Annotated in this window: 15 protein-coding genes; 8 read left to right on the top strand and 7 right to left on the bottom strand. The window is 64.4% G+C overall.

The window, feature by feature from the left end; genetic code table 11:
* Positions 1 to 236 precede the first annotated feature (236 nt).
* Positions 237 to 830, top strand: a complete 594-nt coding sequence (locus AC1DXN_RS04885) for a hypothetical protein (protein ID WP_477272827.1) — start codon at positions 237 to 239, stop codon at positions 828 to 830.
* 87 nt (positions 831 to 917) lie between these two features.
* Positions 918 to 1,904 (top strand): S8 family serine peptidase, encoded by a 987-nt coding sequence (locus tag AC1DXN_RS04880; RefSeq protein ID WP_477272829.1) that lies wholly within the window; start codon positions 918 to 920, stop codon positions 1,902 to 1,904.
* A gap of 40 nt (positions 1,905 to 1,944) precedes the next feature.
* Here AC1DXN_RS04880 and AC1DXN_RS04875 read toward each other — a convergent pair whose 3' ends face one another.
* From AC1DXN_RS04875 to AC1DXN_RS04865, 3 genes are read right to left on the bottom strand one after another with little or no spacing between them, the layout of a single operon-like run.
* Positions 1,945 to 3,207, bottom strand: coding sequence for a CCA tRNA nucleotidyltransferase (locus AC1DXN_RS04875; RefSeq protein ID WP_477245523.1), 1,263 nt, complete (start codon positions 3,205 to 3,207; stop codon positions 1,945 to 1,947).
* On the bottom strand, positions 3,204 to 3,833 hold the full coding sequence (locus AC1DXN_RS04870; protein WP_477245525.1) for a CoA pyrophosphatase: 630 nt from the start codon (positions 3,831 to 3,833) through the stop codon (positions 3,204 to 3,206). The genes AC1DXN_RS04875 and AC1DXN_RS04870 overlap by 4 nt, the downstream gene beginning before the upstream one ends.
* On the bottom strand, positions 3,833 to 4,462 hold the full coding sequence (locus tag AC1DXN_RS04865) for a DUF1285 domain-containing protein (protein ID WP_477273394.1): 630 nt from the start codon (positions 4,460 to 4,462) through the stop codon (positions 3,833 to 3,835). The genes AC1DXN_RS04870 and AC1DXN_RS04865 overlap by 1 nt, the downstream gene beginning before the upstream one ends.
* A gap of 146 nt (positions 4,463 to 4,608) precedes the next feature.
* Here AC1DXN_RS04865 and AC1DXN_RS04860 point away from each other — a divergent pair, with 146 nt between their 5' ends.
* The 4 genes from AC1DXN_RS04860 to AC1DXN_RS04845 are packed head-to-tail and all read left to right on the top strand — an operon-like array spanning position 4,609 to position 11,515.
* On the top strand, positions 4,609 to 5,613 hold the full coding sequence (locus AC1DXN_RS04860) for an AAA family ATPase (protein ID WP_477245527.1): 1,005 nt from the start codon (positions 4,609 to 4,611) through the stop codon (positions 5,611 to 5,613).
* On the top strand, positions 5,613 to 6,605 hold the full coding sequence (locus AC1DXN_RS04855; protein WP_477272831.1) for a DUF58 domain-containing protein: 993 nt from the start codon (positions 5,613 to 5,615) through the stop codon (positions 6,603 to 6,605). The genes AC1DXN_RS04860 and AC1DXN_RS04855 overlap by 1 nt, the downstream gene beginning before the upstream one ends.
* A complete protein-coding gene (locus AC1DXN_RS04850; protein WP_477272833.1) occupies positions 6,602 to 9,424 on the top strand; it encodes a DUF4159 domain-containing protein in 2,823 nt (940 codons plus the stop codon). The genes AC1DXN_RS04855 and AC1DXN_RS04850 overlap by 4 nt, the downstream gene beginning before the upstream one ends.
* Positions 9,425 to 9,427: 3 nt before the next feature.
* Positions 9,428 to 11,515, top strand: coding sequence for a hypothetical protein (locus tag AC1DXN_RS04845; RefSeq protein WP_477272834.1), 2,088 nt, complete (start codon positions 9,428 to 9,430; stop codon positions 11,513 to 11,515).
* Between the two features lie 188 nt (positions 11,516 to 11,703).
* Here the strand turns inward: AC1DXN_RS04845 and clpS are convergent, their stop codons facing one another.
* From clpS to AC1DXN_RS04825, 4 genes are all read right to left on the bottom strand, one after another.
* On the bottom strand, positions 11,704 to 12,009 hold the full coding sequence (gene clpS, locus AC1DXN_RS04840; RefSeq protein ID WP_477245534.1) for an ATP-dependent Clp protease adapter ClpS: 306 nt from the start codon (positions 12,007 to 12,009) through the stop codon (positions 11,704 to 11,706).
* 139 nt (positions 12,010 to 12,148) lie between these two features.
* A complete protein-coding gene (locus AC1DXN_RS04835) occupies positions 12,149 to 12,484 on the bottom strand; it encodes a hypothetical protein (RefSeq protein WP_477272836.1) in 336 nt (111 codons plus the stop codon).
* A gap of 164 nt (positions 12,485 to 12,648) precedes the next feature.
* A complete protein-coding gene (locus AC1DXN_RS04830) occupies positions 12,649 to 12,906 on the bottom strand; it encodes a hypothetical protein (protein WP_477272838.1) in 258 nt (85 codons plus the stop codon).
* Between the two features lie 39 nt (positions 12,907 to 12,945).
* The gene (locus tag AC1DXN_RS04825; protein WP_477245907.1) at positions 12,946 to 13,245 is read right to left on the bottom strand and encodes a hypothetical protein; all 300 of its coding nucleotides are present in this window, start codon (positions 13,243 to 13,245) and stop codon (positions 12,946 to 12,948) included.
* A gap of 237 nt (positions 13,246 to 13,482) precedes the next feature.
* On the opposite strand from AC1DXN_RS04825, the gene AC1DXN_RS04820 reads away from it, so the two are divergent.
* Positions 13,483 to 14,199, top strand: coding sequence for a response regulator (locus tag AC1DXN_RS04820; RefSeq protein ID WP_477245540.1), 717 nt, complete (start codon positions 13,483 to 13,485; stop codon positions 14,197 to 14,199).
* Entirely contained in the window at positions 14,196 to 15,605 is a 1,410-nt protein-coding gene (locus tag AC1DXN_RS04815) for an ATP-binding protein (RefSeq protein WP_477272840.1), read from the top strand. Before AC1DXN_RS04820 ends, AC1DXN_RS04815 begins: the two co-directional genes overlap by 4 nt.
* Positions 15,606 to 15,690: the final 85 nt, after the last annotated feature.

Raw genomic sequence — 15,690 nt, 5'->3', positions numbered from 1 at the left:
GCGATTTTGACAAATGCGGCCACACCGGCGTCGAATGGCCTTGGAACATTGCGGCCCGTGAATTTCATCCCGGCGTTCCCGGTCGAAAAAAATCATATTCGCTGCAGCTGAAATAAACCCTGCGGTAACCGAGCCCGTGCGACTGTCGCGCGGATAATCCGGCTACAGGGGGCTGATCGAGAAGCCCGTCGCTACCAGGCACTGGTCCGGAATCGGTGGGGCGAGGTGTTTCGCGCATGCGCGAAAAATCCGGCAATAGAGCCAAATTCCGCACGACGGCGCTCCTGGTGTCCGCGCTCCTTGGGGCGTCTCCGGCGATTGCCCAGGAAATCCCGACCCAGGAATTTACGACATCGCTGGTCGACATCCATCAGGGCTCGCCGCTCAGCGACCGCGCCAGAAACCTGGGCGACGGCGGCTATGAGCTGCAGAATGGAAACTGGGTATCGTTCACCCGTTGGTACCACCCGAACTGGGTTGACATGCACGTCGACCTGCTCACGCAAATCACGGACGATACCGGAATCCTTTGGGGGTTTGGGACCGGGGAACAGGGCGAGAAGTATCGGATCGAGCCCAGCTTCAAGCTTGGCTTCCTCACTCAGGTTCATCCGAGCGCGAACAGCATCCTTTCCTTGTCCTTCACAACGACCTTCGGCGGGAGCCTCTCAGAAAAGTCCTGCGAAGCCGATTATGGCGACTTGGGCACCTACAGCGTCAATTGTCGGCTCGCGGCCGGCGAGATGGCGCCTGAGGAAACCTTGAAATATCTGGTTAACGCTAAACCGGAGAGCCAGCATATCTGGCTGAATTACCGTGTTACTTTCTGATCGCGAGGGGGCGTACGAGACATGTCACGTAGCCGCCAGAACTTCGCGATCGGCCGTCGTAGCTCTTGTTTGATCCGGGGTAAGAACATGTCACGCAATCGTTGGAAGTTCGCTCTCGCCACAGCGCTCGCCCTCCTGCCGGCATCGATGGCGGCGGCGCAGGATAGTCTTGGTCCGGATCCGCTGGGGGCGCTTTGCGTCAGCGATCAATCAAACGCTTCCATATGCCTGAGCGCAACGCTGCCGACCGCCACGACGCAGGCCGTGCAAAGCTGGATGAGCCCCGATGTCGGTGCAGCATGGGCTGCAGGCTACAAGGGAAAGGGCGTCACGATTACCATCGTCGACGACTTCTCCAGCACATCGCGGTTCAGTGGCAATTTTGGCACCGGAGTGCAGAACCAGCGGCATGGCGAATGGACGCGCTTGGAAGCCAGCATGATTGCACCCCTGGCGACCATCAGATCGAAGGACTTCTCCACGAGTTCGGCGGTCACGCTGGCGCCGGGCCTGAACGTGCTCAATCTGAGCTATGGCATGTACGCCAAGGCGGGCTATAGCCCGAACCAGATCGGATGGAGCGCCGAGGAAGCCTCCATCATCTCCTACGCCACCAAGGGAACAGCCGTCGTTTCGAAGGCAGCGGGCAACGACGCGGTTGCGGTCGGCGGTGTCGTCGGCGGCCAGCAGGACTATCTCGACCTCGCTCTGGTTGGAAAGGCGTCAGCGATCTTCGTCGGCGCGCTCGACGGGAATGGCACGACGTCAGCCAAGACCAAAATGGCCTGGTATTCCAACACTGCCGGTTCCAACCCGGTTGTGCAGAGCCATTTCCTCGTCGTGGGTGTCGCCGGGAACAAGACGGGCCTTTACGGCACCTCTTTCGCCGCGCCGATCATTTCCGGCTACGCCGCGATCGTGGGCAGCAAGTTCACCAACGCAACGCCGACCCAGATCACCAACCAGTTGCTCAACACGGCCCGTACCGACACGCTGGTCAACTATAGCGCCTCCGTCTATGGCAAGGGCGAGGCAAGCCTTTCACGCGCGCTGGCTCCCTTGGCGATCAAGTGAGCGGCATCAGACTGGACAATGCGGCCACGAGGCCAGGGTTCTAGGCTTCAAGTGCCTTCGCGGCGCGCTCAAGCAGCATGCCGCGATCGGGCGCAAAACCGGCCTCGATCCACTCTCGTTCTAGGTTTTTCAGGATAGCGCCGAGTTTCGGTCCCGGCGACGCGCCAAGCCTGGTCAAATCGGCGCCCTTGAGCGGAAAGAGCGGCTTTTCCCATTTTGCGGCAAAGGCAAGCAGGCGCGAAAAACCGCCGGCTTCGAGCAGTGCATCATTGTCCTCGACGGCCCGTGCCCGCGCTGAAGCCAGCGAAAGCCGCAGCCGGTCGACAAAGCCTTCCTGATCGCCAAGATAAAGCTTTTTCGCCAGTTCGCCTTCGGACGTCTTCGGCTCGACGGCAGCGGTCAGCGCCCAGTGACGCAGCCGATCGGCTTCACTGGTGGAAAACTTCAGCCGCTCGGCCAGCACCTTCACGCGCGCCACATCAGGCGGCACGATGGCTTCCAGCCGGAGCAGCGGATCCGGCGTCCAGCCCAGATCCTTTCCGGTTTTGACCAAGCCGTGAATGGCATCGATGCCCCATTTCTCACTTTCCGGCAAAACGCTGGTCAGCACGCCGGCCTGGCGCATCCACAACAGGGCGCGCGACGGATCGGGCGCCGACAAAAGCTTCTTCAGTTCGGACCAGACGCGCTCGGCCGAGAGTTGGCCAAGCCCCTCCTTCAGCCGGGCGCAGGCCTTCAGCCCTTCGGCGTCGGGTCGGCCGTCGCCATACCAGGCGAAGAAACGGAAGAAGCGCAGGATGCGCAGAAAGTCCTCGCGGATTCGCGCTTCCGGGTCGCCGATGAAACGCAGCCGGCGCGCTTCGATGTCGGCGACACCGCCGACCAGGTCGATGACCGTTCCGTCGGCTTCGGCATAAAGCGCGTTGATGGTGAAGTCGCGCCGTTCCGCGTCGGCCTTCCAGTCGCGGCCGAACGAAACCTTGGCGCGACGCCCGTCGGTCTCGATGTCGGCGCGCAAAGTGGTGATTTCATAAGGTTTGCCGCCGGCGACGACGGTGATTGTGCCGTGCTCGATGCCGGTCGGCACCGCCTTGAAGCCCGCCGCCTCGGCACGGCGGATCGTTTCCTCAGGCAAACAAGTGGTGGCGATGTCGATGTCGGCAACCGGCTGGCCGATCAGCGCATTGCGCACCGCGCCGCCGGCGACACACGCCGCCTCGCCGCCATCCGTCAGCACGGCGAGCAGGCGCTGCAGGTGCTTTTCGCCGAGCCAGTCGGCTTTGCCCGCGATCGATACGCTCACGTATAGAGCCTTTCATAGAGCGTGCGGATGATGCCGGCGGTAACACCCCAGATGCGCCGATCGCCATAGGGCATATCGTAGAAGAACCATTCGAGGTCGTTCCACATCCGGCTGTCCCTGGTGTGGTTGGCCGGGTCCATCAGGAAACGCAAAGGCACTTCGAAGGCGGCATCGACCTCCTCGGAGTTCAACGTCAAGGAAAAACCCGGCTGAACGATTGCGAGCACCGGCGCAATGCGATAGCCGCTGCCGGCGACATAATCGGGCATGCGGCCGATGATCTCGATGTGATCCTGCCCGAGCCCGATCTCCTCGAAGGTTTCGCGCAGCGCCGCGGCCTCCGGGCTCGGATCGGTCGGGTCGATCGTGCCACCCGGGAAGGCCACCTGCCCCGAATGGCTGCGCAGCTTTTCCGCCCGCTTGGTCAAGAGAACCGTCGCTTCGCGCCCGTGATCGACGACCGGAATCAGCACCGCAGCGTCGCGCAGCGGCTTGGCTTGCGTCAGGCGCGGATGGCCGGGGTTGAAGCGATGGTCGCCAAAATCGTCGCCCTCATGCGCATCCGGCTGGGCCGCGACACGTGTGCGAAAATCCTCGGCGGAAAACGGCGGCGTCACTTGATCCATCACGCGCTCAGCCGCTGCAGTTTTTCGGCCGGCATGATCGGATAGACCTCGCCCTTCGAGCGCACGGCAAACATCTTTCTGCCGCCGACGTCGATCTCCTCGCCATGCGCGACCAGTTCATACATCACCGGCCGCGCCACCAGCGCTTCCAGCCGCCCGCGCACCAGCACATAGGGTTTCAAGCCGCCGGTCTCGTCCTCGTCGACGAAGCGCAGCGGATTGCCCGGCCCGGCCTCGACCACATCGCCGACATTGGTGCGGAAAGTGATGACCTGATCATCGCCGCTGCCGGAAACATCCATCTCGACGGCGATGAACGGCGCATCGACGATTCGGATGCCTACCTTTTCCACCGGCGTCACCAGATAGGTCTTGCCATCGGCGTCCTTGCGCAGCACGGTCGAAAACAGCTGCACCAGCGGCATGCGGCCGATCGGCGTGCCCAGATAAAACCAGGTACCGTCCTGTTTGATCTCCATGTCGAGATCGCCGCAAAAGTCGGGATTCCAGCGCTCTACCGGCGCCGCGCCCTTGCCGGCGCGCGTCGCCCGCGAGATCAGCGCCTCGAGACCCCGCGCTTCGGTGGCGCTCGTAAGGCTTTGTTCGCGATGTTCGGAGCGTTCCGTCATGGTCACGAAATAGTCACTGTTGTTCCGCTTGTCAGCCTAAGTCTGTGATTTAAGTTCAAATGCAGGCGCCAGGCGAGGCCGAATCGCGGCATTCTGCGGCACTGAGGGTGCAAGCCGGTATTTCCAACCACAAGGATCGATACGACATGAGCGTGATGATCAAGGAAAGCCCGATCAGCGAAAAGGACATGATCGCCCAGGCCGAGAAGGCGCTGGCCGATATTTCCAGGGTCCGCGACGGCGTCGGCCGTGTCATTTTCGGTCAGGAAAGCGTCGTCGAGCGCACGCTGGTGGCGCTGCTGGCCGGCGGCCATGCGCTGCTGGTCGGTGTGCCGGGCTTGGCCAAGACCAAGCTGGTCGAGACGCTGGGCATCGTTCTCGGCCTCGATTCCCGCCGCATCCAGTTCACCCCCGACCTGATGCCATCCGACATTCTCGGTTCCGAGGTGATGGAACAGGACGAATTCGGCAAGCGCTCCTTCCGCTTCATCTCGGGGCCTATCTTTGCGCAATTGCTGATGGCCGACGAGATCAACCGCGCCTCGCCGCGTACCCAGTCGGCACTGCTGCAGGCGATGCAGGAGTATCACGTCACAATTGCCGGCGCCCGCCACGACCTGCCGGCGCCCTTCCATGTGCTGGCCACGCAGAACCCGCTGGAGCAGGAAGGCACCTATCCGCTGCCCGAGGCGCAGCTCGACCGCTTCCTGATGCAGGTCGACATCCTCTACCCGGAAATCGAGGCGGAGCGCCGCATCCTTTTGGAAACCACCGGCATCGAGGACGCCAAGGCCGAAAACATACTGCAGCCGGCGCGGCTGAAGGAGATCCAGACCCTGATCCGCCGCATGCCGGTGCCGGAAAGCGTCGTCGAGGCGATCCTCAAGCTGGTGCGCTCGGCGCGCCCCGGCCAGGGCAATGCCGAAACCGACAAGCACGTCGCTTGGGGACCGGGCCCGCGCGCCAGCCAGGCGCTGACGCTCTGCGCCCGCGCCCGTGCGCTTTATGACGGACGGCTGGCGCCGTCTGTCGACGACATCCGTGCGCTGGCCGAGCCGGTGCTGCAGCATCGCATGGCGCTGACCTTCGCCGCCCGCGCCGAGGGCACGAGCGTGCGTGACGTGGTGGCGAAACTGGCAAAAGGCATCTGATGGCTCGTATCGGCGAAGTCCAGACACCGGCAGCGACGCGCGATGCGCTCGCCCGTGGCCGGTTGCGGGCCTCGCTGGTGCCGGACCTGCTGGTCGAGGCACGCCGCCTCGTCAACACTGTGATCGCCGGCTGGCATGGCCGCCGCAAGCGCGGCATCGGCGAGAATTTCTGGCAGTTCCGGCCCTATGTCGAAGGCGATTCCTCGCGCATCGACTGGCGCCGCTCGGCCCGCGACGACCACACCTATGTCCGTGACCGCGAGTGGGAGGCCGCCCATACGGTGTGGCTGTGGGCCGACCCCTCGCCTTCCATGCTCTACAAATCGACCGGCGCCACGGTTTCGAAGGAATCGCGTGCCCTGGTACTGGCGCTGGCCATGGCCGAGCTTCTGTCACGCAGCGGCGAGCGCATCGCCTGGCCAGGCCTGACCGATCCGTTCACCGCCCGCAACGGCGCCGAGCGCATCGCGGCCCAACTCACCCACGCCGGCGATCTGCCGGCCAAGCCCGACCTGACCGCCATCCGCCGCTTCTGTGACATCGTCATCGTCAGCGATTTTCTCGACCCGGTCGAAGACACCATGGCCTGGCTCGATGTGCTCGCCCGCCACGGCGTGCGCGCGCATCTGATCGAGGTCGCCGATCCGGCCGAGGAAAGCTTCCCCTATGCCGGCCGCACCGAATTCACCGATCCCGAGACCGGCGACAAGCTGACCGCCGGCCGCGCCGAAATGCTGGGCGACGACTATCGCCTGCTCTATACTGCCCGCCGCGAGGAATTGGCCGGCTGGTGCAAGCGGCTCGGCTGGAGCTTTACCGTCAATCACACCGACCGCCTCGCCTCCGAGGCGCTGGTGCGCCTGCACATGGCGATGACCGCCGATGGCGGATATGCCGGGCTGACCGCGGGTAGCGGTCGTGCCGACATGGCCGCCGGTAGCGGTCAGCCCGGGCCGACCGCTAGCGATCGTGCCGGAAAGGTCAGCGCATGAGCTGGCTGCCGCTTTCCTTCGGTGCGCCCATGGTGCTTTGGGGCCTGCTGGCGCTTCCGGTGATCTGGTGGCTCTTGCGGTTGACCCCGCCCAAGCCGCAGAGCGAGGTGTTTCCGCCGCTGAAGATCCTCGCCCGCGTTCTGAAGCGCGAGGAGACGCCGCAGCAGAGCCCATGGTGGCTGACCCTGCTCAGGCTGTTGATGGCAGCCCTCATCGTCGCCGCTTTGGCCGAACCTGTCTTCAACCCGCGCGAAAAGCTGCCGGCCGAAGGCGCAGCGCTGGCGCTGGTCGTCGACAATGACTGGGCAAGTGCCGCCGACTGGGGCAAGCGCGTCGCCACCGCCCAGCGGCTGATCGCCGATGCCGGCTCGAACGGCGTGCCCGTCATCATCGCCTTCACCGCTGAAAAACCCAATGCCGAGATCGGTCCTTTCGATGCGGCGGCAGCCCTGGACCGGCTGCGCGCCGCCAAGCCGCGGCCGATCCCGACCGACCGCCCCGCCGTTTACGCCCGCGTCGCGGCAGCCTTGGACGCCCTGCCCGGCGCCAGCGTCGCCGTGCTTGCCGACGGGCTGGCCGCACAGGGCGACGAAGCTGCCTTCAACACGTTGCTGTCGAAGAACGCCGCTCGCGTCGTCTGGGCCGTCTCCGACCAGCTTTCGCTGACCGGCCTGACCAGCGCCGACAACCAGGTCGACGGCTTCGCGCTGACCGCCATCCGCGCGCCGGGCGATCCGGCCCCGGCGCAAGTCACCGCCGGCGCCTTCGATGACAAGGGCCGCCGCATCGCCGACGCGACGCTGACCTTCGCCCCAGGCGAAGCCACCGCCACAGGCACGATGGCGGTGCCGTTCGAACTGCGCAACGACTTCGCCTCTATCGCCCTCGATGGCGAGCGGCAGGCAGGTGCCGTGCGTGTCCTCGACGAGAGCTCCAAGCGCCGCCGGGTCGGGCTGTTGTCGCAGTCCGAGGCCGACCAGGCGCAGCCGCTGCTGTCGCCGCTCTACTACATCAGACGCGCGCTGCAGCCCTTCGCCGATCTGGTTGAACCGTCGAGCGCTGACCTCGCCGACGCCATTCCGCAACTGCTCGACCAGAAGCCGGCAATGATCGTCATGGCCGATGTCGGCACCATTCCCGAACAGGTCCGGCAAAGGCTGGTCGACTGGGTCGACAAGGGCGGCACTCTTGTGCGTTTCGCCGGGTCGCGGCTGGCTGCCGCCGGCAATGACGACGATCTGCTGCCGGTCCGCCTGCGCACCGGCGAGCGCTCGCTCGGCGGCGCGCTGTCATGGACGACGCCGCAGCCGGTCACCGAATTTCCCAAGAACGGCCCCTTTGCCGACCTCGCTCCGCCCGCCGAAGTCACCGTCACAAGGCAGGTACTGGCCGAGCCGACGCCCGATATCGTCGAGCGCACCTGGGCCACGCTTGCCGATGGCACGCCGTTGGTGACCGGGCTGAAGAAGGGCAAGGGCACGCTGGTGCTGTTCCATGTCACGCCCGAAGCGACGTGGTCGAACCTGCCGATCTCAGGCAGTTTCGTCGAGATGCTGCGCCGCATCGTGCAGCTGTCACGCAACCAGGGTGCTGCAGTCGCCAACGCCGAAGCCGCCGCCACCTCGCTGGCGCCCTACCGCATGATATCGGCCGACGGCACTTTGGTGCCGCCGACGCCTGATGCGAGGCCGCTGGTGCCCGGTGCCAGCCCGCTGCCGGTAACCTTCGAGAACCCGCCCGGCCTCTACGGCTCCGAGGCCGGCGTCTTCGCCCACAATCTGCTCGATGCCGGCAGCACTTTTGCGCCGCTGGTGCGCCCGCAATTCACGGTGCCGGTCACCACCATCCCGTACGCCTTCGACGAGTCGCGCAATCTGAAGGGCCCGCTGGTCACCGCGGCCCTGGTGCTGATGGTGCTCGACACTCTGGCAGTGTTCTGGATGGGCGGCCTGTTGTGGCGCCGGCCCCGCCGCGCCCGCGCGGCTGCGACCGCGGCCGCCCTTCTGATTGCGCTCGGCGCACTGTTCGGCCATGCCGACATCGCCCGCGCCGACGATGCCAAGCCCGGCGACGCCGCAGCGATCGAGGACATTTCCAAGACCCGTATCGCCTATGTGCTGACCGGTGAGCCCGGTGTCGATTCGATCAGCCGCGCCGGCCTCGAAGGCCTGACCCGCTTCCTCATCGAGAAGACCGCGCTCGAACCGGGAGCGCCCGCCGGGGTCGATATCGCCAAGGACGAACTGTCCTTCTACCCGCTGATCTACTGGCCGATAGACCCCACCGCCCCGATGCCTACCGAAGCGGCCATCGCCCGCATCGACGCCTATATGCAGCAAGGCGGCACGGTTCTGTTCGATACACGCGACCAGTTCGCCAATGGCATCGGCGCCGATTCGACCAGCCCGGCGACGGAGCGGCTGCGCGACATCCTTGGCAATCTCAACGTGCCACCACTGGAGCCGGTGCCGTCCGACCACGTGCTGACCAAATCCTTCTTCATCCTGCCGGAATTTCCCGGGCGCTTCAGCGGCAGCCCGCTCTGGGTCGAGGCGTCGCTCGAAGCCAGCAACACCGAAAACCGGCCGGTGCGCGTCGGCGACGGCGTCTCGCCGATCATGATCACCGCCAATGATTTCGCCGGCGCCTGGGCGGTCGACGAGAATGGCGACCCGCTGCTGCCGACCGTGCCGTCGGATCCGATGCAGCGCATCTACGCGCTGCGCGCCGGCGTCAACATCATGATGTACATGCTGACCGGCAACTACAAATCCGACCAGGTGCACGTCCCGGTTCTGCTCGAACGGCTGGGGCAGTAGGCCATGAACTGGTCCCTCTCCTTCGAACCGCTCATCTCCTGGCCGCTGCTCGCCATCGTGCTGGTGCCGTTGATATTGCTGGCGCTGGTCGGCCTGTGGTTTCGCCAGCGCGGTGCGATCTTCCGCTTCGCCGCCCTGCTGGCATTGGGCGCCGCTCTGCTCAACCCGGTGTTCCTCAGTGAGGAGCGCGAGGCGCTGAAGAGCGTTGTCGCAGTCATCGTCGACCGCAGCCAGAGCCAGGACATTGGCGAGCGCACCAAGCAGACCGACGATGCCCTTGCCGGACTTGTGCAGCGTCTTGGCCGCTTCAAGCAGTTCGACGTCCGCGTCGTCGAGGCCGGCAAGTCCGAAGCCGCCGAGGAGCGCACCGACACTCGGCTTTTCGGCGCCCTCGAAAATGCTTTCCGCGACGTGCCGCCATCGCGCATCGGCGGCGCCATCATGATCACCGATGGCGAGGTGCATGACGCTCCGGCCGGAGCCCCCGATTTCAATGCCCCGCTGCACGCGCTGATCACCGGCAACGACCACGAAAAGGATCGCCGCATACGTTTCGAGAACGCGCCGCGCTTCGGCCTGGTCGGCAAGCCGCTCGATATGACCTACCGCGTCATTGCCACCGACAACGAAACCGGCCCGGTCGATGTCCGCGTCTCGGTCAATGGCGAGCAGGTCGCGGTCGAAGAGGCGACCATCGGCCAGGCGATGCCGTTGCAGGTGACCATTCCGGGCGCCGGCCGCAACATCGTCGAGCTCTCCATCGACCGCGAGCCAGGTGAACTGACCGATGCCAACAACCGCGCCATCGCGCTGATCGACGGCATCCGCGAGAATTTGCGCGTGCTGCTGGTCTCCGGCGAACCGCATGCCGGCGAGCGCACCTGGCGCAACCTGCTGAAATCCGACGCCTCGGTCGATCTTGTCCATTTCACCATTTTGCGGCCGCCGGAAAAGCAGGACGGCACGCCGATCAACGAATTGTCGCTGATCGCCTTCCCGACGCGCGAACTGTTCGTCGAGAAGATCAAGGATTTCGACCTGATCATCTTCGACCGCTATCAGCACCGCGATGTGCTGCCGATCCTCTACTACGACTACATCTCCGAATATGTCGAAAAGGGCGGCGCACTGCTGATAGCGGCAGGCCCCGAATATGCCGGCGAAAGCTCGATCGCCCGCACGCCGCTGATGTCGGCGCTGCCGGCGATGCCGACCGGTGAAGTCATCGACAAGGCCTTCTACCCGCGCCTCACCGATCTCGGCCAGCGCCATCCGGTGACGCGCGGGCTCGACGGCTCGGCGACCGAACCGCCGCACTGGAGCCGTTGGTTCCGCACCATCGGCGTGCAGAATCCCGAGGGCGAGGTGGTGATGAAGGGCGCCGACAATCGGCCGCTGCTGCTGCTCGACCACAAGGGCGAAGGCCGTGTCGGCATGCTGTTGTCCGACCAGGGTTGGCTGTGGGCGCGCGGTTTCGAGGGTGGCGGCCCGCACGTCCAGCTCTACCGGCGCATCGCCCACTGGCTGATGAAGGAGCCCGAGCTCGAGGAAGAGCGGTTGACCGCCGAAGGCCGCGGCATGGTGTTGGAAGTCCGCCGCCAGACAATGAGCGACGACCCCGGCCCGGCGCAGGTCATCACGCCATCGGGCAAAGCGCTGATCGTCAGGCTCGAAAAATCCGAACCCGGCGTTTTCCTGGGCAGCATCCAGACCAGCGAGATCGGCCTCTACCAGATCGGCAATGGCGACCTGACCGCGCTTGCCCATGTCGGTCCGGTCAACGCGCCGGAATTCTCCGACGTCATCTCTACGGAAGGCCGGCTGAAAGCGCCGGCCGAGGCCACCGGTGGCAGTGTACGCCGGCTGGCTCAATCCTCCGCTCTTGGCGGCTTTGCCAACGATGTGGCGTTGCCCTCGATCGTGCCGGTTCGCTCCTCGGGTGCTGCCACCGGCAGCGACTGGATCGGGCTGCGCACCACCGACGACAGCGTGCTGAAGGCCGTCTCGCGCGTGCCGCTGTTCGGCGGCTTCCTCGGCCTCGGCCTGCTGCTTCTGGCGATGGGCTCGATGTGGTACCGCGAGGGAAGGTAGCTCCCTTCTCCCCGTCACTATACGGAGAGAAGGTGCCGGCAGGCGGATGAGGGGCAGCGCTGAATTGACGTGATTAGCAATGCTCTACGCATACCCATCCGAACTATTGTCACCCTCCGGCGGCGCCCTCATTGTCCTGCCGGACATTTCTCCCCGTATAGTGACGGGGAGAAGACGCAGCCCCTGCTCTACTCCTCCGGCTCCGTCGTGAACATCAAGGGATAGCCCTTGGCCTTGCCGGCGTCGGTCGCGCGCGTCGCCTTGGTTTCAGCGACGTCCCTGGTGAAGACCGCGACGACACAGACGCCGCGCCGGTGCGCGGTGATCATCACCCGATGCGCCTGGTCTTCGCTGAGCTTGAATTCGCCCTTCAGCACCGTCACCACGAATTCGCGCGGCGTGAAATCGTCATTGACGAGGATGACCTTGTAGAGCTTCGGCCGCTCAGTTTGCGGCTTGACCTGGACACTGGGTTTTGTGGTGATTTCAGGCATGGGAACCGGCAATTTCAGCGAGTTGTGGCTCTCATTTTGACATGAGCCAAAGCGATCGTCCATTTTGATCCGGTCGCCTACCGGTCTCCGGGCGGCTATTCGCAATCCATAGGTCTATGTGGGAATTGTCGCCAGCCGTTCAACGGCCATGGCGGCCGAACATGCGGCGCGGCGGGATTTGTCGCGGTGGCGTTGCGGACGCATCCATCCGGCGCTCCATCCATGCGACGAATGGCCAGGCGACAAAGCAGATCAACACCGCGCCCGTCAGGACGATGAGCACCCAGGTCTGCCACGGTGTGATGTAGTCCCAGTCGCTGGATATTGCCGGCGCAAACAGCGATGGCTCGGTTCGCCCGCTTGCCGGATCCGGCACAGGGCTCGCGGTGAGCAGGATCAAAACCTTGGCCACCCCGCAGACCACAAGGCCGCCGATGACCATTGAACGCAGAATGGACGAAAGCCGCGTCTTCATGCGGATTGTCTTTACCGGGCCGGCATTGCGATCGGGTTAAAGTTACGGGCAACCAACAGATCGAAAAAACGTGAAAATCGCTTGTCCGATACGGCAAGGCCGCTCCAGCCGAATCTCGACTGAAGCGACCTTGTTACATCTCGAGTTTGCTACGCAGACCTGGATCAGATCTTCTTCGGAGCAACCTTCTTGGGGGCCTTCTTGACCGGGCACTTGTGCTTCTCGGTCACCTTGCAGACCTTGACGGGCTTCTTGGCAGTGACCTTCTTCGGAGCAACCTTGGCAGGCGCAGCGGTGGCCGGAGCAGTCGTCGTGGCAGCAGCCGGAGCAGCGGTCGTGGTGGCGGCGGCGTTGCCGAGAGCCGGCATTGAGAAGGCGAGAGCGACGGCGAGACCGAGAGCGGAGAGGAGGGACTTGTTCATGGCTTCGTTTCCTTTTTTGTGCGGGTCGGTTTTTGAGTGTCACTGAACCGGGTCGATCGGTGTCACTCCAAGCAGCTTCAAAGCGTTGGCGAGCATCCGGATACCCTGTGCCTGTTTCTTGTTGGCGCAGAACCGGTTGCCCTTTCTCTGAAGTGCCTTTGCCGCGGTGACCTGCGTTGCCGTGGCATGGGTTTCGAGGGCTTCATCAAATTGGTGGCTGAGACTGCTGCAACGCTCGCTTCGGGTGATTGCAACCTTTGCGTCCGATTGTTCGACCGCGGCCGTGACGAGCGAAATGCCGAGCAACGCACCCATCAAGCTGATCGAGAACCTTTGCATTGGATTATCCGTAAACCCCGGAGCTAGCGTCGCAGCCGATGACCTGACCGCCACGACACCACTTATGCCCTTGTTTTTTTTCGCGAGTTTTTCCAGACTGTAGAATTTTGTTTCTGGATTGTTTCTGCGAAATCGGCTCTGGAGCCCATGATGGCCGCTGGCCAACATGTGGCCAGAATTCTATCGTGAGGGTGAAGCCGCAACGCAGGCTTGGCCACCAACGATGACAGGATCCCCGTGAAATCCGACGCACACATACTGATCGTCGACGACGATAAGGGTATCCGCGACCTGCTGCAGGAATTCTTCCAGAAGCGGGGACTGCGTACGACGGTCGCCGCCGATGGCGTCGAGATGGAGGCCATCCTGCGGCGGACACAGGTCGACCTCATCGTCCTCGACGTCATGCTGCCCGGCAAGAGCGGTCTGGAATTGTGCCGCGACCTTCGCGCCCAGTATTCGACCCCAATCATCATGCTGACTGCGGTCACCGAGACGACCGACCGCGTGGTTGGCCTGGAGATGGGCGCCGACGACTACGTGCCGAAGCCCTTCGACCCGCGCGAGCTGCTGGCCCGCATCCGCGCCGTGCTGAGGCGCAACGGCGCCGCCGAGCCGCGGCGGTCCAGCACCAGGCAGATCTATCATTTCGCCGGCTGGACGATGGACTGCTCGCGCCGCCGGCTGATCGCGCCCGGCGATGTCCGGGTCGAACTGACGATGGCGGAGTTCAACCTGCTGCAGACCTTCGTCAAGAGCGCGCAGCGCGTGCTGACCCGCGACCAGCTGATCGAGCTCTCCGGCGGCGACAGCGACTATTCCTTCGACCGCAGCATCGACATTCTGGTCAGCCGTCTCAGGCGCAAGATGGAAGACGATCCAAAGACGCCGAAACTGATCCTCACCGTGCGCAGCGGCGGCTATCAGTTCCTGCCCGAGACGACGTCCGAATGAGACGCTTCCTGCCGCAAACCCTGCCCGTCTGGGTGCTGCTCATCGTCATCGCCGGCCTGCTGATCAGCCAGGTCGCGACCCTCTACATCGTCTCGCGCGACCGTGCCGCCGCCAATGACGAGGTCGATCTCTACCGGCTCAACGATCGCGCCTTCTCGCTGGTGCAATTGATGCATACCGCGACGCCCGAGCAGCGCAAGATCACGGCGTCCGGTCTGTTCAACGCCACCTACGCGCTCACCGTTTCGGACACGCCCGCGGTCACCTCGTCGATAGCCGGCGATGACGAACTGGCCGAACTGGAAGACATACTGGTTGGACGGCTGTCGAAATTCGGCATCACCGATGCACGGGTCCGGCGCGATCCGGCTACCCACGAAGCCGACGTCCCAGGACGGACGGTTGCGGGTCCCGACATCGGCCAGGTCGAGCGCGATCTGCTGGTGCTGGCGGCCGATTTCGCCCAGAGCGACAAGCTGACGGCATCGGTCCGTTTCGCCGACGGCCAATGGTTGAACTTCACCGAGCCGAACACCCCGGTCGGGCCGATACTGAGCTTCGACAGCCTGCCGCTCTACTCCCTGATCGCCGGGCTGGTGGTGATCATGTCGATCTGGTCGCTGCGCCGGCTGACCGCGCCCTACCGGATGATGGAAACCGCGGTGAAGCGGATCGGCAACGATCTGAAGAGCCCGCCGATCGCCGAAACCGGCAGCCGCGAAATCCGTGCCGCGGCCAAGGCCATCAATGGCATGCAGGTCCGGCTGCGCGACTATGTCGAGGATCGAGAACACCTCGCGGCGGCGCTCGCGCACGATTTGCGCACGCCGCTGACCCGGATGCGGCTGCGCCTCGAACTGCTCAGGAAATCGACGGCGCGCGAGGCGCTGGCGCACGACCTCGCTGACATCGAGAGCATTGCCAGCTCCGTCATCGATTTCGCCAAATTCGAGGTGACCGAGGAGAAGACCGAACGCATCGACTTCTGGTCGCTGGTGGAGTCGGTCGCCGACGGTTTCGACGACGCCTCGTTCGACAATGACGAGACGAGGTCGCGGGACCTGATCTGCATCGCGCGGCCGGTCGCGCTCAGGCGCTGCGTCACCAATCTTGTCCAGAATGCCGTGACCTACGGCAAGAAGGCGCATCTCAGCCTGCGGCAGTCGGAGAAGATCATCACGCTGACCATTCGCGACGAGGGGCCGGGCATACCGCAAGCCCAGCTCGACGCGGTATTCGGCTCCTTCGTGCGGATCGAACAGTCGCGCAACCGCCAGACCGGCGGCCTTGGCCTTGGCTTGACCATCGCCCGCAACATTGCCCGCGGCGCCGGCGGCGAGGTCAACCTGTCCAACCATCCCGGCGGTGGCCTGCAGACGGAATTGCGCTTGCCATTGGCAGCTTGAGTCAGCAGACCTCGGCCCAAAAGGGCCTCGGGGCTGGATCGGCCGATCCTTCCTTACGATAGTGCCGTCGGCAATGCAGGAGGAG

Source organism: Mesorhizobium sp. P2_H9 (assembly GCF_056403215.1).
Note: the sequence above shows the minus strand (reverse complement) of the source record. Positions and strands in the feature narration are given on the sequence as shown.

What these genes read in the sequence shown, in the direction of transcription:
- AC1DXN_RS04885 (WP_477272827.1), top strand. Translation starts at nt 237, where the DNA reads ATGCGCGAAAAATCCGGCAATAGAGCCAAATTCCGCACGACGGCGCTC.
- AC1DXN_RS04880 (WP_477272829.1), top strand. Translation starts at nt 918, where the DNA reads ATGTCACGCAATCGTTGGAAGTTCGCTCTCGCCACAGCGCTCGCCCTC.
- AC1DXN_RS04870 (WP_477245525.1), bottom strand. Translation starts at nt 3,833, where the DNA reads ATGGATCAAGTGACGCCGCCGTTTTCCGCCGAGGATTTTCGCACACGT.
- AC1DXN_RS04865 (WP_477273394.1), bottom strand. Translation starts at nt 4,462, where the DNA reads ATGACGGAACGCTCCGAACATCGCGAACAAAGCCTTACGAGCGCCACC.
- AC1DXN_RS04860 (WP_477245527.1), top strand. Translation starts at nt 4,609, where the DNA reads ATGAGCGTGATGATCAAGGAAAGCCCGATCAGCGAAAAGGACATGATC.
- AC1DXN_RS04855 (WP_477272831.1), top strand. Translation starts at nt 5,613, where the DNA reads ATGGCTCGTATCGGCGAAGTCCAGACACCGGCAGCGACGCGCGATGCG.
- AC1DXN_RS04850 (WP_477272833.1), top strand. Translation starts at nt 6,602, where the DNA reads ATGAGCTGGCTGCCGCTTTCCTTCGGTGCGCCCATGGTGCTTTGGGGC.
- AC1DXN_RS04845 (WP_477272834.1), top strand. Translation starts at nt 9,428, where the DNA reads ATGAACTGGTCCCTCTCCTTCGAACCGCTCATCTCCTGGCCGCTGCTC.
- clpS (WP_477245534.1), bottom strand. Translation starts at nt 12,009, where the DNA reads ATGCCTGAAATCACCACAAAACCCAGTGTCCAGGTCAAGCCGCAAACT.
- AC1DXN_RS04835 (WP_477272836.1), bottom strand. Translation starts at nt 12,484, where the DNA reads ATGAAGACGCGGCTTTCGTCCATTCTGCGTTCAATGGTCATCGGCGGC.
- AC1DXN_RS04830 (WP_477272838.1), bottom strand. Translation starts at nt 12,906, where the DNA reads ATGAACAAGTCCCTCCTCTCCGCTCTCGGTCTCGCCGTCGCTCTCGCC.
- AC1DXN_RS04825 (WP_477245907.1), bottom strand. Translation starts at nt 13,245, where the DNA reads ATGCAAAGGTTCTCGATCAGCTTGATGGGTGCGTTGCTCGGCATTTCG.
- AC1DXN_RS04815 (WP_477272840.1), top strand. Translation starts at nt 14,196, where the DNA reads ATGAGACGCTTCCTGCCGCAAACCCTGCCCGTCTGGGTGCTGCTCATC.